We start from the raw sequence: 20,490 nt of genomic DNA on the forward strand, positions 1-20,490 counted from the left end.
ATGATATCGGTGCGTTCGTTGTGGCCAAGCCTAGGCAAACGGCTTTGTCTTTGCAACCGCACCACAACGTTCTGTTCGTTGCCTGCAAAAATGCTTTCGTTTGGCTTTCGACCCGTGTAAACAGCACGGCGACGACAAAGCTACCGGAGTTTCAGGCACATGGATGCCCGCCAGATGAAGATCAAGGCCGCCGAGGCCGCATTGTCCCATGTGCAAGACGGGATGCGACTTGGTATCGGCACGGGCTCGACAGCTGAGGAATTCGTCAGGCTTCTGGCGGAAAAGGTTGCTGCAGGCCTGAAGGTCGAAGGCGTGCCGACATCCGAGCGTACCGCGCGCCTTTGCGTGGAGCTTGGTGTGCCGCTGAAATCCCTCGATGAGTTACCGGAACTGGACCTTACCATCGATGGTGCGGACGAAGTGGATCACGGCCTGCGACTCGTCAAGGGTGGTGGCGGTGCGCTTCTGCGCGAAAAGATCGTGGCGGCGGCATCCGCCCGCATGATCGTCATCGCCGACCAGAGCAAGGTTGTGGAGACGCTTGGCGCTTTTCCGCTTCCCATCGAAATCAATCCGTTCGGTCAGGTGGCGACACAGATATCCATCGAGAAACTGGCGGCGCGGTCCGGCCTCTCGGGCGACCTGACGATGCGTTCGTCGGGCGACGGCGCCTTCATGACGGATGGTGGACACCTCATTCTCGACGCATCTTTTGGCCGTATTCCTGATGCAGAAGCGCTTGCACGCGAGCTGAACACTATCCCCGGTGTTGTCGAGCACGGACTTTTCATAAATTTGGCATCGCTTGCCATCATTGCGGGTCCTGAAGGCGCCCGCGTGATGCAGGCAGTATAACAGGAGCGAGATTTTCATGATCAAACTAGCGGGACTGGGCAAAGCTGCCGCTGCTTCGATCCTCATTTCCGGCATCGTGTTCGGTACTGCCGCACGCGCTCAGGAAATTTCGGAAGCGCATATCGCTGCCGCACGGCAGGCGATCGCCTCTCTTGGCGTTACTGACCGTTTCGATGATATCCTGCCGGGTCTGGCGGAACGTCTGAAGGCCGAACTCATTCAGGCATCGCCGAATGTGCAGGACGCGATCACCGCGACTGTCGACGCCAAGGCACTTGAGCTTGCGCCGCGCCGCGCCGATCTGGAACGCGAGGCAGCACTCACCTACGCGCGCGCCTTCTCCGTCGAAGAGCTGAACGCCATCTCCACCTTCTACAGCAGCGAAGCCGGCAAGAAGCTTCTGAAGGACGGCCCTATCGCCACGCGCGAACTGATGAAGGCTGCCGACATCTGGGCCGCGGGCATCAACCGCGATCTGAACACCTCCAGCATGACCGAATTGCAGAAGGTGGCCGGCGCTGATCTGAAGCCGCTTCCGGCCGATCAGGGCAACACCGGTGGCGCTCCGGCTCACAAGCCCTGAGTGAAATAGATAGAGCGTCGGGTCCCAAAGCTCACGTTCAGAAATATTCAAAGCCCGGCCGCAAGGTCGGGCTTTTCATTTGTGCGTCGCAGCACCTATATGTGCCATGAATACGCCACAGCCCGCCTTGAGGCCGATGGCACGTGGTTTTGATCAGGGGTTTTGACTATGACAGCTTATGACTACGATCTTTTCGTTATCGGTGGCGGCTCGGGCGGGGTGCGCAGCGCTCGCGTTGCCGCCTCACTCGGCAAGCGTGTGGGAATTGCCGAGGAATACCGTTACGGCGGAACCTGCGTCATCCGTGGTTGCGTGCCGAAGAAGCTGTTCGTTTATGCCTCGCAATTTCCTGAGCATTTCGAGGACGCCGAAGGTTTCGGCTGGAGCGTTGGCGAGCGTCGTTTCGACTGGAAAAAACTGATTGAAGCGAAAGACAGGGAAATCACCCGTCTCGAAGGGCTGTACCGCAAGGGTCTGGATAACGCCAAGGCCGATATTTTCGACAGCCGTGCAGAGCTTGTCGATGCGCATACCGTGAAGCTGACGAAGACTGGTGAGACCTTCACGGCCGAGCGTATCGTGATTGCCGTTGGCGGTACGCCGAACGAACACAAGGCGCTGCCCGGCCACGAGCTGACGATCTCCTCCAACGAGGCTTTCGACCTGGAAGAGCTGCCGAAATCGATCCTGATCGCTGGCGGTGGTTACATCGCCGTGGAATTCGCCAATATCTTCCACGGACTCGGTGTCGAAACGACGCTGATCTATCGCGGCAAGGAAATCCTTTCGCGCTTCGATCACGATATGCGCAAGGGCCTTCATGAAGCGATGGAAGCCAAGGGCATTCGTATCATTCTTGAAGACGTCATTCAGGAAGTGAGCAAGGACGGTGCGGGCGGCTTTGTGGCACGGACGAAGCAGGGCAACTCGCTGCATGTCGGCTTGGTGATGCTGGCGCTCGGTCGCGATCCGAATACGCCTGGTCTAGGCCTTGAAAATGCCGGTGTGAAGGTGGATGCGCGCGGCGCAATCATCGTCGATGAGTATTCGCGCACGAACGTTCCTAGTATCTTCGCACTGGGCGACGTCACCGATCGGGTACAGCTGACGCCGGTGGCGATCCACGAGGCCATGTGCTTCATCGAAACCGAGTACAAGAACAACCCGACCAAGCCGGACCACGAGCTTATTGCCACTGCGGTGTTCTCGCAGCCGGAAATCGGCACGGTTGGACTTTCTGAAGAGGAAGCGGGCAAGAAATACCCGGAACTGGAAGTCTATCGCGCGCAGTTCCGTCCGATGAAGGCAACGCTGTCCGGGCGTCAGGAGAAGACGATCATGAAGCTGATCGTCAATGCCGCCGACCGTAAGGTCGTCGGCGCGCATATTCTCGGCCACGAGGCGGGCGAAATGGCGCAGCTTCTCGGCATCACGCTGAAGGCCGGATGCACCAAGGACGATTTCGATCGCACCATGGCTGTTCATCCAACAGCGGCCGAGGAACTGGTGACGATGTATTCGCCAAGCTACCGCGTGGTGAACGGCGAGCGCGTGTAACGCCGTCGCTTGCGCGACGTGATCACGTCTCCGCTTGGCTCGCCACCACTTGAAAACCGTTGTTTTCCGGGTGGTGGCGGGTTTGTTAAATCGTTTGAATTGACTTTTATGCACGTTAAACGCCCAAAACGGGCGGAATGGGCCCGATGGCCCTGACATCGGCTATGCAAAGCCTGTGCTTGGAGCTATAAGCCGCTCAATTTTTCGAGGCGGTCGTGCACAAATGCGCGGGCGAGAAAAGGGTAAGGACATGGCACAGAATTGGACACCCGGCAGTTGGCGGCAGAAACCGATCCAGCAGGTTCCCGAATATCCTGACGCGGCAGCGCTTGCGGCGACGGAAGCCACGCTTGCGACCTATCCGCCGCTGGTTTTTGCCGGTGAAGCCCGCCGCCTGAAAAAGCAGCTTGCCAATGTGGCAGACGGCAACGCCTTTCTGTTGCAGGGCGGCGATTGCGCCGAAAGCTTCCTCGAGCATGGCGCGGATAATATCCGCGACTTCTTCCGCGCTTTCCTGCAGATGGCTGTCGTCCTGACCTATGGTGCGCAGCTGCCGGTGGTGAAGGTCGGTCGTATTGCCGGTCAGTTCGCCAAGCCGCGCTCTTCCAACGTGGAAGTGCTCGATGGGGTGACGCTGCCGTCCTACCGCGGCGACATCATCAACGGCATCGAGTTCAATGAGACCTCGCGTGTGCCGAACCCCGAGCGACAGCTCGACGCGTACCGCCAGTCGGCGGCGACGCTTAACCTGCTGCGCGCTTTCGCAATGGGCGGCTACGCCAACCTTGAAAACGTTCACCAGTGGATGCTCGGCTTCATCAAGGACAGCCCGCAGGCGGATCGTTACCGCAAGCTGGCTGACCGGATTTCCGAGACCATGAACTTCATGCAGGCAATCGGCATCAGCGCAGAAAACAATCCTAGCCTGCGCGAAACCGATTTCTTCACCAGCCACGAGGCTCTGCTGCTCGGTTACGAAGAGGCGCTGACCCGCGTCGATTCGACCTCCGGTGACTGGTATGCCACGTCTGGCCACATGATCTGGATCGGCGACCGCACGCGTCAGCTCGACCATGCGCATGTGGAATATTTCCGCGGCATCAAGAACCCGATCGGCCTGAAGTGCGGACCGTCGCTGACGCCTGATAATCTGATCGAGCTGATCGACGCACTGAACCCGGCAAACGAGGCCGGCCGTCTGACGCTGATCTGCCGTTTCGGCCACGACAAGGTTGCCGACAGCCTGCCGAAGCTTATCCGTGCCGTGGAGAAAGAGGGCCGCAAGGTCGTCTGGTCGTGCGATCCGATGCATGGCAACACCATCACGCTCAACCACTACAAGACGCGTCCGTTCGAGCGCATCCTGTCGGAAGTCGAAAGCTTCTTCCAGATCCACCGCGCCGAAGGCACACATCCGGGCGGCATCCACATCGAGATGACCGGCAAGGACGTGACGGAATGCACCGGCGGCGCGCGCGCCGTGACGGCAGATTCGCTGTCGGATCGTTACCACACCCATTGCGATCCGCGTCTCAACGCCGATCAGGCACTGGAACTGGCTTTCCTTCTGTCCGAGCGCATGAAGAGCGGCCGTGACGAGAAGCGTCTGGCAATTGCTACTGCCTGACAGAGGCAGATCAAACAAAAAAGCCGCCGGATACTGCCGGCGGCTTTTTTTATGGTTGTCGGCCTGATTACTGGACGAGTGCCGGCTGCTGACAGCGAACGTCGGTGACGCGCACATCGGCTTCGCCGATCTTGACGCCGAGTACCAGCAGCACATTGTAGAGCAGCTGATCCACGGGCGCCGTGACTGCCGCGAGCGTGTTGGCAAGCGCTGACTGGATGCCCGCCAGACCTCCCAGATCGATATTAAGGAAGAGAAGCCTGATATCCAGATTGAGGTTCTTCAGCAGTGAACTGACAAGAGTGGTAACGGTATCCTTCGTGGAAACACTCTTGATCTTGGCCTGGGTGATATCCGACTGGGTAAAGGTCAGCTTGGTCTTCGTCATGTTCGTGGCATTGATGAGGGCGCTGCCATTGATGGCGAGCAGGGCCGAATCCACGATCGCGGTCTTGGTGACGCGCGGATCCTTGCCGAAATTGGCAAAGGCCGTGGTATCGACATTGCCAAGCGCGATTTCTGCGACGCCGGGAACGACTTCGACATCGACCGTACCCTGTCCGCCGCCCGTGCAGCGAATGTCGGCGAGCCGCGCTTCGGCATGGGCGACTTCCACATAGAGCGGAATATTGACCTTCAGACCGGCAATCGCCTGAAGCCCGTCAACCACGACACTGACCGCCAGCCGGGTTTGTGCGGTGCGCACCACGGTGCCCTGGCCGCCGACGGCAAGCGACGGCGTTTCGACGGGTGGTTCACCGATGGCGAGCGTCGTCTTGACCGAGGCTAGACCGAGAAGATTGGCGTTGAGGTTGAGCGCCAGCTGGTTGCCGCCATTGCCTGCCACGGCGGCGGCGTTGAGGAGATCGAAGACGCCTGCGGTGACCTTGAGGTTTTCGCCGCTACCGATCAGCTTGTCCGAGAACGGGCCGAGATTGAGGATTTCTTCAAGCTTGAGCTTGATGTTGCTCTTGTTGGCGGTTTTTGCCAGCGTCTTCAGAATGTTGGCCACAGCCGGCTGCAGGCCGGTGGTCTTCGTCAGCGCGTCCAGGAATTTGCCGTAGGTGATTTCCGTCTTCAGGACATCCTTGTAGGTGCCGGCTGTCAGGTTGAGATCGACAGCCAGCGCTTCGACGACATGCAGCGCGTTGACATCAGCAGCCACAAGCGCCTGGTAATCCATAACCTTGAGCGAGACCGTGGTGCCGAGCAGGCCGCCGAGCAGGCTGTTCAAAATGCCTTCATCGAGGCTCGCCAGTCGCGAGCCCACCGAAAATGCCGCGATCTTTTGGGATGAGGCCGTTCCGGCCGCGGAAATCTTGGGCGGCGTGGTGAAGGCGGAGGCAAAGAATATCTGGCCCTTTTCGACGATATTCACTTTCATCGCATTGGTGGGAAGTGCATTTTCGACGAAACGCTGGCCGACAGGCAGGGTCGCGTCCGGCTCATAGTGACCTTTGACGACTTCGGCATAACCGTTGCTCTTGGCAAATTCGTTCAAGGGGTCGAAAGGTTGAAGACCGTCCACGGTCAAGAGGCCATTCGGTGTCTTGACCCCGAGATTCATGCCGTTGAGGGCGAAATATTGCTGGACCGCCTTTTCGGGATCAGCGGCATTGGCCGCCGCTGATATGGCGGCAAGATCGGCGGTCTGCTGCAATTGCCGCTTCTGCAGGGTCAGATAGCCGTAATCGACGCCAAGCGCCAATATGCCGATGAAAAGCGGTGCGGTAAGCCCGGCCGAGATGGCGATGTTGCCTGTGCGATCCTTCAGGAAACGGGGAAGCAAAGAAGAGATATTTTGCATGTCATGCTCCTCCGATCCGGATTGTGGAAAAACGCCGGATGACCGGCTCGGGCAGGGTGTAGCTGTAGAGGCTCCAGATCGGCAGATCACGGGCGTCATATTCCACCTTGACCGTGAACTGGTTGGCATTGGCGGGATCGGTGGCGACGTTGACCGTGAAACGCGTCTTGTCCATGAAGGCGTAGCTGAGGTCACTTTTGGTGACGAAATCACGGGCCAGCTGCTGGCGCTCGGTCGTATTCAGTCCGGCAACAGCCGTCCTTGCCGCGTCGGCGGCGATCTGCTGCACCGAATAGGCGGCCATCAGGTAGATACCGTAGGCAATCATGGTCAGCAGGACGAGAAAGAAAATCGGCGCGACGATGGCGAACTCGACAGCGGACGAGCCGGATCGATCACGAAGGAAATGCACTCCATTACGCATAAAGCACCCCCGTTTCTTCAGGCACCAAAGTCAGATGCCTTTATTCTTATTTTCGGAAATGCTAATTTGTAGGTGTTAATTTTGTATTGATGTCGCTCTTATGGGTTGCAGGCCGGGAAAGGCCTTCGCGTTGATACCCATGGATTTCAGATCAGCCGAAGCCCTTTGAAGCTGGCGTGGCCGTCTTTGCCGATGATGATGTGGTCGTGCACCGCTATCCCCAGCGGCTTTGCCGTATCGATGATGGTTTTGGTCATCTCGATATCGGCACGCGAGGGGGTAGGGTCTCCACTCGGATGATTATGTATTAAAATCAAAGCCGTAGAGGAAAGTTCGAGGGCGCGGCGCACCACTTCGCGCGGGTAAACCGGCGTGTGGTCCACGGTTCCCTGACCCTGCACCTCGTCGGCGATCAGGACGTTGCGCTTGTCGAGGAACAGGATGCGGAATTGTTCGCGGGTTTCATGGGCCATGGCGGCATGGCAATAGTCGATGACCGAAGACCAGGAGCCGAGAATCTGCTTGTTGCGGATTTCGCCCTTCAGCATGCGCTGGGAAACGGAGGCGACGAGCTTCAGATCGAGCGCCACGGCCTCACCCACGCCCTTCACCTCCTGCAACAGCGGCAGCGGCGCGCCGAGCACCCCGCCAAGGGTACCAAAGCGGGCGATCAACGCCTTGGCGATGGGTTTGGTGTCACGCCTCGGTATCAGCCGGAAAAGCAGAAGCTCCAGCAGTTCGTAATCGGCAAGGGCGGTATCGCCGCCGTCGCGATAACGCGCCCGCAGCCTGTCCCGATGGCCGTGATAGTGTGCGATCTCCGCTTCCGGCTCCGCAACGGCTGCGGGGTGTTCCGAGGTCTTCTTCACCGCACTTCGCGGTTCGGCAAAGAAGCCGCGCTCATCCGTTCCGTCGAACAGATCGCCGTTTCCCGCCTGAAAGCCGGAGGTCGATGGAAGATCGGCGGAAGGCGGGGCAGGGCGTTTTGCCATGGCGGTCTGGCCTTATGCGAGTGGCGGCAGGCCCGGACGGTCAAAGCCGCCCGGCGACAGTGTGAAGATTTCGCAACCGGTCGCGGTTACGCCGACCGCATGTTCGTATTGTGCGGAAAGGGAGCGGTCGCGCGTTACTGCCGTCCAGCCATCGGAGAGTACCTTCACATGCGGCTTGCCGAGGTTGATCATCGGTTCGATGGTGAAGATCATGCCCTCGCGAATCTCCGGGCCTTCGTCCGGGCGGCCGTAGTGCAGGATATTGGGGGTGTCGTGGAACAGGCGTCCAACGCCGTGGCCGCAGAAATCACGCACCACCGAGCAGCGTTCTGCCTCGGCATAGGCCTGAATAGCTGCGCCGATCGCGCCGGTGCGCGCACCCGGTTTCACTGCCGCGATGCCGAGCATCAGGCATTCATAGGTCACTTCCATCAGACGTTCAGCCGCGCGCTTGATCGTGCCAACCGGATACATGCGGCTCGAATCGCCGTGCCAGCCGTCCAAAATATAGGTCACGTCGATATTGACGATTTCGCCTTCACGCAGCGGCTTTGCGTCCGGAATGCCGTGGCAGACCACATGGTTGATAGAGGTGCAGACGGATTTCGTATAACCGCGGTAATTCAGTGTTGCCGGCAAAGCGCCATGGTCGGCGCCGAACTCGAAGACGAAACGGTCGATGGCATCAGTCGTCACACCCGGCTTGACGATTGCCGCCAGTTCGTCGAGGCAACGCGCCGTCAGCTGGCACGCCTTGCGCATCCCGTCGAAATCCTCAGGGGTATAAAGGCGGATGACGCCGGTATTCTTGAGGGGGGCGGAGGCTGCGTCGATATAGGTGACCATCATAGTGCTTTCTGTCTCTTCACGTCCCTGTTCATAAAACAGCCGGACGCCATTCGTCCATCTTAACCGTTCCCGTGACTGAAATTTGTGCCGGGGAAACGTCGCATTTCACCGCATAGGCCTCCACGCCGCGCGACATGGCTCGCTGAAACGCCAGCGCATAGACCGGATCCAGATCATCGCAGATGCGCATCCGGTCGCAATCGTTGCGCTGAATGAGATAGAGCATCACCGCGCGGTGACCGGCCTCCGCTGCGTCGCCCAGCTCCTCCAGATGTTTGGCGCCGCGTTTGGTGGCGGTATCAGGGAATTCGGCCAGACCTTTTTCGCGCATGAAATGCACGTTTTTTACTTCCACATAGGCATCCGGCCGCCCAATTTCGGAAAGCAGGAAATCGATGCGGGAATTGCGGCCGTATTTCTGCTCGCGCCGGATCGTCGAATAGCCGGCAAGCTGCGGGATGCGGCCATTGAGGATCGCTTCTTCCGCCAGCCGGTTCGGCATGCCGGTATTGATGCCGACCACGGTGCCATCGGCCTCGACCATTTCCAGCATATGCCGGTACTTGCGGGTTGGGCTGTCATGCTCGGACAGCCAGATACGCGAGCCGGGCGTGGTCAATCCGCGCATGGAGCCGGTATTGGGGCAGGAGCCTGTAATCGCCGTGCCGTCCTCCAGAACAGCGTCGAAGAGGAAACGCTTGTAGCGGGCGATCAGCGTGGCGGGAACGAGTGGGGGCGTGAAGAGCATGTGGCCTGAAAGATGAGAGGTGGGGGCTGGTCAGGACAGGACGTAGGTTCCGGGGGCATCGCCGAGCACTGGTCGCTTGCCGTCTCCCGGCGCCCTTGCCTTTACCTTTTCGCCATTCTGGCTTTCGATCCAGTTTTGCCAGTGCACCCACCATGATCCCTTGTGGGCCGTGGCTGCGGCCTGCCAGGCATCAAAGTCTCCGGATGGTGACGCGCCTGTCCAATATTGGTATTTTTCGGATTGCGGCGGATTGACCACACCGGCTATGTGGCCGGAAGCGCCGAGCACGAATTCCACGGGGCCGCCAAACAGTGCCGCCCCCGTGAAGACCGATTTCGCTGGCGCGATATGGTCGTCGCGGGTGGCGAGATCATAGACGGGGATTTTTATGTCGCCGAGGTTGATCCGTTTGTCCGCCACGCGCATCAGCCCGCGGGCGAGATTGTTGTCGAGATAACAATTGCGCAGATAGAAGGAATGGCAGGCAGCGGTCACCCGGGTCGAATCTGAATTCCAGTAGAGGAGATCGAAGGGCAGGGGTTCCGTGCCGCGCAGATAATTATCGACCATATAGGGCCAGATGAGATCGGAGGCGCGCAGCATGTTGAAGACTGTGGCCATGATCGAGCCATCGAGATAACCGACGGCCTGCATGTGCCTGTCGAGCGCGGCGAGCTGGCCTTCGTCGATGAAGACCTTGAGGTCGCCCGCATGGATGAAATCCGTCTGGGCTGCGAGAAGTGTGGCGCTGCGAATGCGCTCATTGCCTTCCTGCGAATGCAATGCCAGGGCCGAAGACAAAAGCGTGCCGCCGACGCAATAGCCGATGGCATTGATCTCTTTTTCGTCGGTTTGCTCCTCGATCGTGTCGAGGGCGAAATCGATACCTTCGCGAATATAGTCCTCCCAACCCTTGTCGGCCAGCCTGGCGTCCGGGTTGATCCACGAGACCATGAACACGCTGTGACCCTGATCGAGACACCATTTAACGAAGGATTTCTGTGGGTTGAGATCGAGGATATAAAATTTGTTGATCCATGGCGGCACGATGAGCAGCGGCCGTTTGAGGGCCTTTTTCGTCGTCGGCGCGTAATGGATGATCTCGCAGAGCGGGCTTTTGGCAACCACCTTGCCTGATGTGATGGCGATGTTCTGGCCGATGACGAATTTGCTGTAATCGGTCTGGCGCAGTTTCAGATGGCCGTGGCCGGCCGCGACATCTTCGGCAAGCTGTGCCATGCCCTTGACGAGATTGGCCCCGCTCGACGCGACCGTCTCGCGGAAGACCTGCGGATTGGTGAAGACGAAGTTGGCCGGCGAGAGGGCTTCCGTCACCTGGCGCATGTAAAACAACGCCTTGGTGCGGGTGTGCTCGTCCAGCCCTTCGGCTTCCATAACCATCCGGTCGGCAAAACCGACGGTGGTCTGATAGGCTTTGAGGAGAAAATCGAAAAATGGATTGGCCTGCCAGTCCGCGTCGGCAAAACGCCTGTTCTTTCGCTCTGCCGGGCCGGTCTGTGCGGCTTTTTCCGAGCGGGAATCGGCATCTTCCGAAAACTGCGCCACCGATTTTGTCCACAGATCGTAATAGCTGGAAAGCAGATGGGTCTGCGCTTCGAGCGAGCGCTTCGGTTCAGCCATCCAATATTCGGCGACGTCGGACAGCGTCTTGACGAGGTCGGTCATCGGATCGGCGCTGGTCTGCGGAATTTCACCGCGTTCGCGGGGTGCCAGCCATTCGGACGCGGCTTTGCCGAGGTTTTCCAGCGCGCGGGCGATGTTGACCGCAAAGGCTTCCGGGTCGCGAATCAGGTAAGCCTCGGCGGATGTGGCGTCGAAACCGGGCGTTTTGCCACCCTTTTTCTCTGCCCCGCCGTCAACACCTGCCATGCGCTGTCCTCCACCAAATTTGTGTTTGCACATTCTGCATGAAAACGAATACAAGTTCCACCAGCAAGGGGAGGCCACGAAGAGCCGAACCGCAGTCGAATTCGATATCGGCGATATCCTTACAGGCGGAACATGACGATGGGCAAGCACATGGGTACATGGGGAAGATTTGCGGAAAACGCTGGAAGGATCGCCCTTCTTTCGCTTTCCGGCGCCATGCTCGTTACAGTACTTGCCGCCTGCAAGACCCCGGCACCGATCGTCGCACCGGCCCATATGCCCCACCCGCAAGCCCAGATCGTCGGCCCGCGCCCCGTCAGCGACAATGTGGTGAGCCAGAGACGCGATACCGGCACCTATCCAAGCTTTTCAGCGCCGATTACGGCTGCCGGCAGCCAGATGGGGGATGACGAGGCGTCCAAAATGGAATCGAACCTGTCGCGCCTCGGTGCTGCACGCCGCAACGGCCAGATTTCGGAAGCTGAATACAAACGCCGAGTCGCGGAATTACGGGCGCTTGGCGAAAACCAGAAGCCGGTTGCGACGCCTGTTACGCAGTGAGGTTCTTCCGTTCGTCGTTCTGGGGCCTTTACCGAGAATCGACAACCTGTGGATCTCGAGATTCGCTCGGCACAAGGCCGAGGATAACGGCAATCCTTGTGCTTCATTCTGTTACCAAGCCGTTCTCATAACCCCTTATTTACCCTGCCTTTGAACCATCTGCTTACTGAAGATGTTAAGCGGATGGATGCGCTTTGCCGCTTATGATGCGGTCATAACAAACAGGCCGCTGAAAAAGCGGTAGACAGGGTGAAATATCATGAGATGCATCGCTGCTTTGCTGGTTCTTGCCGGTTTTGCGCTCGCACCCGCGCAGGCGCGGGCGCCGTACATCAACATCGGAACGTCAGCGCCTCAGGGACGATGAAAAGTTGAAAAACGCCGGTCAGTCGTTTCCGGCGGCTTCGCTGAGCATATCGAGGTCCGGCACTGTAATATGACGGTTGTTCTCGATGCTGATCGTGCCTTCCTTGCGCAGCTTAGTCATTTGCCGACTAACTGTTTCGATGGTGAGACCAAGGAAATCGGCTATATCTGCGCGCGATAGCGGCAGGTCGAACGTTGATTTATCGTCCTTTTCCGGATCGATATGCGTGGCGATCATATAAAGGAAGCTGGCAACCTTTTCCTGCGCCGATTTTCGGCCAAGTGTCAGCATCCAGTCGCGCGCCTCATCCAGTTCCTTCAGAGACTGGCTGTGAAGCTTGCGTTCCATATCCGGCACTTCGGAAACCATGCGGTCGACGATGCGGCGCGGGAACAGGCAGATTTCCACATCGGTTGCGGCTTCCGCCGTCATCTTGCTTTCCGCCATGAACGGGCGGCCGAGAAAATCCGGTGCAAATTGCAGGCCGACGATCTGCTGGCGGCCATCTGACATCATCTTCGAGAGCTTCACCACGCCGTTGAGAATGTTGCCGTAGGAGCTGACGAGCTCCCCCTGGGCAAGCAGCTCGTTGCCCGCTTCCAGCTTCTTACGGCTGGAATGACGGTTGAGGTCGCAGAGCTGCTGCGGCGTCAACGTGCTGCAAAGACCACCGTGACGCGCCTCGCAGGAGCGGCATACGACGGGATATTCCGAATTGTGGATGGTCTTCTGTAGCGTGTCCATCAGCCTTTTCCGATGCTGGCTTTAAGGGACGAATGCGACCGCAGGTGTAAAATCCGGTCTTTTCGAAGGCTTGCGCCGTGTAGTCGTCGCCCCCGCGTCTACTTTAGCAAGAACTTAAGGTGCAATTTGATTGAAGTCAAAGTTGCAAACTGTCGCAGCCGTTACTGAAGGGGAGGAAATCGACATTTTCTTGATAAAAGGCAAATCCGGGGATGAATACCGAACTTCTTCGCAAATATTCGGGCGCCGTGCCGCGTTACACGAGCTATCCTACCGCGCCGCACTTTCACGAGGGAATCGATAATGGCACTTATCGCCGCTGGCTCGGCGAGCTTGGCCACCGGAACCGGATATCGCTTTACCTGCATATTCCCTATTGCGACCGGCTGTGCTGGTTCTGTGCCTGCCACACCAAGCACACGCTGAAATACGAGCCGATTGCCGTTTATCTTGAGGCACTTAGGCGGGAGATAGAAGCCGTCGGCTCGCTTGTTTCCCCCGATGCAGTGGTCAGCGCAGTGCATTTTGGCGGCGGTTCTCCCACTATGCTGAGGCCTGAAGACATGGTGGGCTTGATGGACTGCCTAAGACGCCATTTCACCTTTGGTCTGGCGCCCGAAATCAGCGTGGAAATGGACCCGAACGATCTTGACGAAAGTCGCTATGACGCGCTTGCCGTCATCGGCATGACGCGCGCGAGCCTCGGTGTGCAGGACTTTGATGACAAAGTGCAAAAAACCATCAACCGGATTCAGACCTTCGAGCAGACGGAATCGGTGGTAGATGCCGTGCGGGCAAGGGGCGTTCACTCGGTCAATTGCGACATTCTCTATGGCCTGCCGTTCCAGACCTGCGAGACATTGCAACAGACGGTTGACCAGATCATCTCACTCGACCCCGACCGGATCGCGCTGTTCGGTTATGCGCATGTTCCGTGGATGAAAAAACACCAGTCGCTGATCCCTGAGCAGGCATTGCCAGATATTGCCGAGCGCTACCGCCAGATGACGATGGCGGCGGAGATGCTCGGCAAGGCGGGTTACAGGGCAATCGGGATCGATCACTTCGCCAAGCCCGCCGACACTCTGAGCCGGGCGGTCGAGACGGGGGAGCTGCGGCGGAATTTTCAGGGCTACACCACTGACACGGCCGATGCCCTGATCGGGCTTGGTGCATCCGCGATCGGCCGGTTGCCCCAGGGCTACGTGCAGAACATGGTGGCGACGGGGGAATATCAGCGGATGGTGGGCGAGGGTGGTTTCGCGGTTCTAAAGGGAATAGAATTGTCTGACGAGGATCACCTGCGCTCCTATGTCATCGAGCGGCTGATGTGCGATTTTTCGCTCGATCTGGGCGATTTGAAGCGGCGTTTCGGCAGGGTCAGCCATTCCGTCAGCATGGAGGCGCAGCTTTTCGCTGGCGGCGACAGGGACGGTGTGGTGCGGATGGATGGCGATGTTTTTGCCGTGACGGAGGCGGGAAAACCCTTTGTCCGTCATATCGCGGCAACCTTCGACGCCTATCTCGGCAGCGGACGCGGCCGTCATTCGGTTGCTGTTTAGGCAACAGTTTTAAGGCAAATTTCAAAGTTACGTCACGAAACCATTGGCTTTTTTGTGCGACTTGCCTATGTGGTGCGTCAGACAGGATATTTAATACGAACGACAATAAGGATTATGGGCGTGACAGCTACATTCGACAAGGTTGCCGACATTATCGCCGAAACCAGCGAAATCGACCGCGAAACCATTACGCCGGAAAGCCACACGATCGACGATCTGGGCATCGACAGCCTCGACTTTCTGGATATCGTTTTCGCCATCGACAAGGAATTCGGTATCAAGATTCCGCTCGAGCAGTGGACGCAGGAAGTCAACGAAGGCAAGGTTACCACCGAAGAATATTTCGTGCTGAAGAACCTCTGTGCCAAGATCGACGAATTGCGCGCAGCCAAGGGCTGAGGCGATAATGCCCGCTTCGAGCGGGCATTTCTTTTTCTGGACCTGACCTTCAGGGACGGGTCGTAACCGACCAGAAACGGGCCGGACGGATGCTGCTTGAATATTTTCAGATGATCGACAAGGTCGAAGCCGTGGATATGGCGACGCGCACATTGAAGGCGCGGTCTGTCGTTCCCGACAAAAGCCCGGTTTTCGAGGGACATTTCCCCGGCATGCCGCTGGTTCCGGGCGTGCTTCTGATCGAGACCATGGCGCAGGCTTCCGGCATGATGGTTCTGGCGTTCAGCGATTTTTCCGCCATGCCCTTCCTGATGTCGGTTGACGGCGCCAAGATGCGCACCTTCGTGGAGCCGGGGGCGGTTCTCGATATCGAGGCGGTGCTGGAACATGACGGTTCGGGTTTTGCAGTCACCAAAGCGAAGATCACTTGCGAAGGCAAGAAGGTCTGCGATGCGCAGCTGAAGCTCAGGACAATGCCTTTCAGCGAAATTCCGCTCGCGCCTATCGTCAGGAAGCGGGCCGAGGAAGTCGGCCTGATGGCGGCGATTGCCGCGGATGCGCAAAAATAAGCGCTTCCGCTGATGCCGGGAGACGGCATTTTTCCCCTAGACCCGGTTTTGATTCACGAAAATCGTGGGCTTGTGCTGGCGGATCGGGCCTTCACCATTGCCAATCCGCATCGCGCGCTTTATTCCGCAACGCATGGAGTGGTCGTTTGCGACCGCTGTTGGATAGCCGTGACCGCTTCAATGGTCAGGCTGCAAAGGATGACAGACGATGAAATCTGACAATGATGTGGTGATAACCGGGGTCGGCATCGTGACCTGTCACGGCGTCGGCAGCCAGGCGCATCTTGCGCTTCTTTCGGGAACTGCGGCGCCGGCAACGGTGATCGAGACCGAAAAGTTCAAACCCTATCCGGTTCATCCCATGCCGGAGATCGACTGGTCCACGCAGATTGCCAAGCGCGGCGACCAGCGCCAGATGGAAAACTGGCAGCGTCTCGGCGTTTTTGCCGCCGGCCTCGCGCTTGATGATGCAGGGCTGAAGGAAAACCCGGAGGCCTGCGCTACCATGGACATGATCGTGGCTGCGGGCGGTGGCGAGCGTGACATCAATGTCGATACGCTGATTGTCGATGAGGCGCTGAAACGCAACGACCGCGAAGTGCTGCTCAACGAGAAGCTGACGACGGAATTGCGTCCGACCCTGTTTCTCGCCCAGCTTTCCAATCTGATGGCCGGTAACATCTCCATCGTGCATAAGGTCACAGGGTCCTCCCGCACCTTCATGGGCGAGGAAGCAGCCGGCATTTCCGCCGTCGAGACGGCGTTTCACCGTATCCGTTCCGGCGAATCCAGCCACGCCCTGGTGGGCGGCGCCTTCTCGGCTGAGCGCCCGGACATGATCCTGCTGTTTGAAGCGATCGGCGCGCATGCGCAGGGCGATTGGCAGCCGCTTTGGTCGCGTGGCGGCCAGGACGGCGGCGGCATGATTTCCGGTTCGCTGGGAGCCTTCCTGGTGCTGGAATCGCGCAAGCACGCCAGTGAACGCGGCGCACGCATCTATGCCCGCATCGACGCCATCGAGGGCGATCGTGGCAGCCGTGATGACGGCAAGATGGAAAAGCGCATGGAACGGCTGCTTGCCCCTGCAAAGGACAGTGCTGCGACCGTCGTGTTTTCCGGTGCGAGTGGTTACGACGCCGTGACGCAGCGTGAAAAGAATATTCTCGAAAAAGCTTTGCCGCAGGCCGTCATTCGCGGTTTCGGCGGTATCACCGGCCATGGACTTGAAGCACAGTTCCCGCTTGGGCTGGCGCTTGCTGCCCTGACGCTTGAAAGCGGCGCTAAGGTTCCTACTTTCGATGGCGCCGCGGAAAAGCCCATGGGCGAGGCGGCCAGCGAAGCGGTCGTCACCACCGTCGGCCATGTTCGCGGCGAAGGTGTCGCCGTTCTGTCCCGTGACGTGTGAGGAGAAAAGACCATGACTTCCAACTTCAAGGATCATCTCGGTCGCCCGATCGTTGCAGTCACCGGTATGGGCATCATCACATCGCTCGGGCAGGGTCTTGCCGATAACTGGGCGGCTCTGACTGCGGGCAAGTCGGGCATCCACAAGATTACCCGCTTCCCGACGGAGGGGCTTTCCACAAGGATTAGCGGCACCGTCGATTTCATCGACATCCCGGTTCCGAATTCCGTCGAGCGCTCTTATGCCTTTGCACGCGAGACAACCATTGAGGCTTTGGCGCAGGCCGGCATCTCGGGCGATTTCGATGGCCCGCTGTTTCTGGCTGCACCACCGATCGAGCCGGAATGGAGCGCCCGTTTCGAGCTTGCCGACCGGTCTCCGCCGGCCGCCCAGCCGGGTGATGCCTATGAACGGTTCCTGACGGCTTTCCGTCAACGTCCGGACCCGGCGTTTCAGGAAGCGGCTCTATTCGGTGCGATTTCGGAGCGTCTTTCGGACCGCTTTGGTACACGGGGCCTGCCGGTCACGCTCTCGACGGCCTGTGCATCCGGCGCGACCGCAATCCAGCTTGGTGTCGAGGCTATCCGCCAGGGCCGCACCGAGCGCGCGCTGACGGTTGCGACAGACGGTTCGGTCAGCGCCGAAGCGCTGATCCGCTTTTCGCTTCTTTCGGCGCTGTCGACCCAGAATGAGCCGCCGGAAAAGGCATCCAAGCCGTTCAGCAAGGACCGCGACGGTTTCGTGATCGCCGAAGGTGCGGCAACGCTGGTGCTGGAATCGCTTGAATCGGCAATTGCGCGCGGCGCGAAGGTTCTCGGCATCATCAAGGGCGCCGGCGAGAAGGCCGACAGCTTCCACCGCACGCGTTCCTCGCCAGATGGCGGCCCGGCGATCGCGACGATCCGCGCCGCACTTGCGGATGCGGGTGTTGCTGAAAGCGATATCGGCTACATCAACGCCCACGGCACCTCGACGCCGGAAAACGACAAGATGGAATATGGCTCGATGCTTGCCGTCTTCGGCGAAGGCCTGAAAGACATTCCGCTGTCATCCAACAAGTCGATGATCGGCCATACGCTGACGGCGGCCGGTGCTGTGGAGGCGGTGTTCTCGTTACAGACCATGCTGACCGGCACCCTGCCGCCGACGATCAACTACAACAACCCTGATCCGACCATTTCGCTCGATGTGGTGCCGAATGTGAAGCGGGACGCGACGGTCAATGCCGTGCTTTCCAACTCCTTCGGGTTCGGCGGGCAGAATGCCAGCCTTGTCATGACGCGTGAACCGGCTTAACCGGTTCCGCCAGAAGACAGGGGCGTTTCCGGCCTGAACGAAGCCCGGGAACGCTCTCGCTGGTGTGACTACACATTCCGACCGCAAAACCGTTACAGAGTTTTGCTGGAATTACTCTTGAGATAGACGCCTCCGGGCGAAGGACTAAAAACATGCGCGCTCTTCAACTCGTGGACGACCGGAAGCTCGAAAAAGTGGACCTGCCTGAACCCGATGCACCAGGTCCGGGCGAGGTGACGCTGCGCGTCAAGGCCGTGGCGCTGAACCACATCGACGTCTGGGGCTGGCGCGGCATGGCTTTTGCCAAGCGCAAGATGCCGCTGACGATCGGTGCTGAGGCTTCGGGCGTAGTGGAGGCCATTGGCCCGGGCGTTTCGAATGTGCTGCCTGGCCAGCTCGTCGCGATCTACGGCGCGCGCACCTGCGGGATCTGCAAGCCGTGCCGTGAAGGCCGTGACAATCTTTGTGAACATGTTCAGGGCGTGCACGGTTTCCATCTCGACGGCTTTGCGCAGGAAAAGATCAATATTCCGGCCCGCCAGCTCGTTCCGGCGCCGCATGGCGTCGATGCCATCGGCGCGGCTCTGGCGCCTGTGACCTTCGGCACGGTCGAACACATGCTGTTTGACAATGCCAAGCTGGAATCGGGCGAAACGATCCTCGTGCATGCCGGCGGTTCCGGTATCGGCACGGCGGCGATCCAGCTGGCCAAGAAGATGGGCTGCACCGTCATCACCACGGTCGGCTCCGACGACAAGATCGAACGGGCGAAGGCTCTGGGTGCCGATCACGTCATCAACTACCGGACCGACCGTTTCGAAGGCGTCGTGCGCAAGCTGACGAAAAAGAAGGGTGTAGACGTGGTGTTCGAGCATGTCGGCAAAGACACCTGGGCGGGATCGATGTTCTCGCTGAAGCGTGGCGGCCGTCTCGTCACCTGCGGCTCAACCTCAGGCGTATCGACCGATATCAACCTGATGATGCTGTTCCAGCAGCAGCTGAAGCTGCTCGGCTCCTTCGGTTGCCGCATGGAAAACATGGCCAACGCCATGCAGAAGATGGCGCGCGGCATCGTTCATCCTGTTATCGACACAGAAGTCACCTTCGAGGATATCGACCGGGCGCTAGAGCGCATGGAAACGCGCCAGGTATTCGGCAAAATCGTTCTGCGGATGGATTGACGCCTTGAAACTGTTCATTACGCGGATCGTCCTGAAGCTGGACCATTTCCGGCAATGGCTGATTGCGACGTTTGCCTTCGGCCTTCTCAATCTGCTGAAGATATTTCCAGCTGACGCGGGAATTCGCGCTGCCGACAGGCTGGCGCGTTTCGTGGGGCCGAAAACCGGCCGCCACAAGCTGATGCTCTACAATCTGGCGCGCGCCTTTCCGGAGAAATCCGAAGAGGAGCGGCTTACCATCGCAATGGACAGCTGGGGCAGCATGGGGCGGCTTGCGGCGGAATATGTCTTTCTCGACAGGCTGTTCGATTTCGATCCGGAAAATAGCGAGCCGGGCCGTATCCGGGTCGAGGGTATTTCGACCTTTATCGAGCTTCGCGATAACCCGCGGCCCTTCATCGTATTTACTGCCCATAGCGGCAATTTCGAATTGTTGCCGGTGGCCAGTTCTGCCTTCGGTCTGGATGTGACGGTGCTGTTCCGGCCGCCGAATAATCCTTTCGTGGCCGACAAGGTGTTCAAGTTCCGCAAGGAACGCATGGGCAATCTCGTGCCGTCGCATGCCGGCTCTTCCTTCGCGCTTGCGCGGCAGCTGGAAAGGGGCGGCGGTGTCGGCGTGCTCGTCGACCAGAAGTTCGGCAAAGGCTTGACGACGAAGTTCTTCGGCCATGAGGTGCGCACCAACCCGCTTCTTGCCAAGCTGGTGCGGCAGTTCAATTGCGATGTCTATCCCGCCCGCTGCGTGCGTCTGCCTGATAACCGCTACCGGCTGGAAATAGAGCCGAGGGTTGAAATTCCGCGCGATGAAAAAGGAAATGTCGATATTCAGGCGACGGCGCAGCTTTTGAATGACAAGGTGGAAAGCTGGGTCCGCGAATATCCAGAACAATGGCTGTGGTATCACGACCGTTGGGACGTTAAACACCAGATCTGATTATTTGCAGCGCGGCCGAATTTCTAGTGATTTTTTACAGAATTCGGCCGTAAAATTGCGTTTTTAAGTATTTTTACTTATTAGTGGAACCTTATTTTTCGTTCATGGATTATCGAAATTGAAAAAATAGCAGTAGCTAT

At 58.7% G+C, this 20,490-nt stretch carries 19 protein-coding genes; 12 read left to right on the plus strand and 7 right to left on the minus strand.

All coding sequences use genetic code 11. The features are described from left to right. Positions 1 to 159: 159 nt before the first annotated feature. The 4 genes from rpiA to FB593_RS01715 all read left to right on the plus strand — a co-directional run bounded on the left by rpiA (position 160) and on the right by FB593_RS01715 (position 4,622). On the plus strand, positions 160 to 855 hold the full coding sequence (rpiA, locus tag FB593_RS01700) for a ribose-5-phosphate isomerase RpiA (RefSeq protein WP_111796384.1): 696 nt from the start codon (positions 160 to 162) through the stop codon (positions 853 to 855). 16 nt (positions 856 to 871) lie between these two features. Then, entirely contained in the window at positions 872 to 1,438 is a 567-nt protein-coding gene (locus FB593_RS01705; protein WP_013636215.1) for a DUF2059 domain-containing protein, read from the plus strand. 168 nt (positions 1,439 to 1,606) lie between these two features. After that, on the plus strand, positions 1,607 to 2,995 hold the full coding sequence (gene gor, locus FB593_RS01710) for a glutathione-disulfide reductase (RefSeq protein WP_065687335.1): 1,389 nt from the start codon (positions 1,607 to 1,609) through the stop codon (positions 2,993 to 2,995). A 250-nt stretch (positions 2,996 to 3,245) separates the two neighbouring features. Further along, a complete protein-coding gene (locus FB593_RS01715; RefSeq protein ID WP_003515403.1) occupies positions 3,246 to 4,622 on the plus strand; it encodes a class II 3-deoxy-7-phosphoheptulonate synthase in 1,377 nt (458 codons plus the stop codon). Positions 4,623 to 4,689: 67 nt separating this feature from the next. Here FB593_RS01715 and FB593_RS01720 read toward each other — a convergent pair whose 3' ends face one another. From FB593_RS01720 to FB593_RS01745, 6 genes are all read right to left on the minus strand, one after another. Continuing rightward, positions 4,690 to 6,429, minus strand: a complete 1,740-nt coding sequence (locus FB593_RS01720) for a TadG family pilus assembly protein (protein WP_003515402.1) — start codon at positions 6,427 to 6,429, stop codon at positions 4,690 to 4,692. Between the two features lies 1 nt (position 6,430). Next, a complete protein-coding gene (locus FB593_RS01725; RefSeq protein WP_003515401.1) occupies positions 6,431 to 6,853 on the minus strand; it encodes a TadE/TadG family type IV pilus assembly protein in 423 nt (140 codons plus the stop codon). A 146-nt stretch (positions 6,854 to 6,999) separates the two neighbouring features. Further along, positions 7,000 to 7,845, minus strand: coding sequence for a RadC family protein (radC, locus tag FB593_RS01730; protein WP_013636211.1), 846 nt, complete (start codon positions 7,843 to 7,845; stop codon positions 7,000 to 7,002). Positions 7,846 to 7,857: 12 nt separating this feature from the next. Further along, the gene (gene map / locus FB593_RS01735; protein WP_025593534.1) at positions 7,858 to 8,691 is read right to left on the minus strand and encodes a type I methionyl aminopeptidase; all 834 of its coding nucleotides are present in this window, start codon (positions 8,689 to 8,691) and stop codon (positions 7,858 to 7,860) included. Between the two features lie 31 nt (positions 8,692 to 8,722). Beyond that, complete coding sequence (gene sfsA / locus FB593_RS01740) at positions 8,723 to 9,442, minus strand: DNA/RNA nuclease SfsA (protein ID WP_003515398.1); 720 nt, start codon at positions 9,440 to 9,442, stop codon at positions 8,723 to 8,725. 30 nt (positions 9,443 to 9,472) lie between these two features. Next, positions 9,473 to 11,332: a PHA/PHB synthase family protein gene (locus FB593_RS01745; RefSeq protein WP_145166280.1), complete on the minus strand. Its 1,860-nt coding sequence runs from the start codon at positions 11,330 to 11,332 to the stop codon at positions 9,473 to 9,475. Between the two features lie 138 nt (positions 11,333 to 11,470). Here FB593_RS01745 and FB593_RS01750 point away from each other — a divergent pair, with 138 nt between their 5' ends. After that, the gene (locus FB593_RS01750; protein ID WP_003515396.1) at positions 11,471 to 11,893 is read left to right on the plus strand and encodes a hypothetical protein; all 423 of its coding nucleotides are present in this window, start codon (positions 11,471 to 11,473) and stop codon (positions 11,891 to 11,893) included. A 385-nt stretch (positions 11,894 to 12,278) separates the two neighbouring features. Here FB593_RS01750 and fnrN read toward each other — a convergent pair whose 3' ends face one another. Next, the gene (fnrN, locus tag FB593_RS01755) at positions 12,279 to 13,004 is read right to left on the minus strand and encodes a transcriptional regulator FnrN (RefSeq protein WP_003515395.1); all 726 of its coding nucleotides are present in this window, start codon (positions 13,002 to 13,004) and stop codon (positions 12,279 to 12,281) included. 212 nt (positions 13,005 to 13,216) lie between these two features. Between fnrN and hemN the strand changes: the two genes are divergently transcribed. From hemN to FB593_RS01795, 7 genes are all read left to right on the plus strand, one after another. Then, a complete protein-coding gene (hemN, locus tag FB593_RS01760) occupies positions 13,217 to 14,566 on the plus strand; it encodes an oxygen-independent coproporphyrinogen III oxidase (RefSeq protein WP_145166281.1) in 1,350 nt (449 codons plus the stop codon). Between the two features lie 114 nt (positions 14,567 to 14,680). After that, entirely contained in the window at positions 14,681 to 14,965 is a 285-nt protein-coding gene (locus FB593_RS01765; RefSeq protein WP_019566223.1) for an acyl carrier protein, read from the plus strand. An 89-nt stretch (positions 14,966 to 15,054) separates the two neighbouring features. After that, positions 15,055 to 15,534 carry a 3-hydroxyacyl-ACP dehydratase FabZ family protein gene (locus FB593_RS01770; protein ID WP_019566224.1) on the plus strand — a complete coding sequence of 160 codons (480 nt, stop codon included), beginning with the start codon at positions 15,055 to 15,057 and terminating at the stop codon, positions 15,532 to 15,534. A gap of 208 nt (positions 15,535 to 15,742) precedes the next feature. After that, complete coding sequence (locus FB593_RS01780; RefSeq protein WP_003515391.1) at positions 15,743 to 16,939, plus strand: beta-ketoacyl-ACP synthase; 1,197 nt, start codon at positions 15,743 to 15,745, stop codon at positions 16,937 to 16,939. A gap of 12 nt (positions 16,940 to 16,951) precedes the next feature. Beyond that, positions 16,952 to 18,235, plus strand: coding sequence for a beta-ketoacyl-ACP synthase (locus FB593_RS01785; RefSeq protein ID WP_003515389.1), 1,284 nt, complete (start codon positions 16,952 to 16,954; stop codon positions 18,233 to 18,235). 152 nt (positions 18,236 to 18,387) lie between these two features. Further along, the gene (locus FB593_RS01790; protein ID WP_003515388.1) at positions 18,388 to 19,416 is read left to right on the plus strand and encodes a zinc-binding dehydrogenase; all 1,029 of its coding nucleotides are present in this window, start codon (positions 18,388 to 18,390) and stop codon (positions 19,414 to 19,416) included. A gap of 4 nt (positions 19,417 to 19,420) precedes the next feature. Beyond that, the gene (locus FB593_RS01795) at positions 19,421 to 20,350 is read left to right on the plus strand and encodes a lipid A biosynthesis lauroyl acyltransferase (protein ID WP_019566226.1); all 930 of its coding nucleotides are present in this window, start codon (positions 19,421 to 19,423) and stop codon (positions 20,348 to 20,350) included. The last annotated feature ends 140 nt before the right edge of the window (positions 20,351 to 20,490 follow it).

The sequence above is a fragment of the Rhizobium sp. SJZ105 genome (assembly GCF_007828365.1).
Classification (GTDB): Bacteria; Pseudomonadota; Alphaproteobacteria; order Rhizobiales; family Rhizobiaceae; genus Agrobacterium; species Agrobacterium tumefaciens.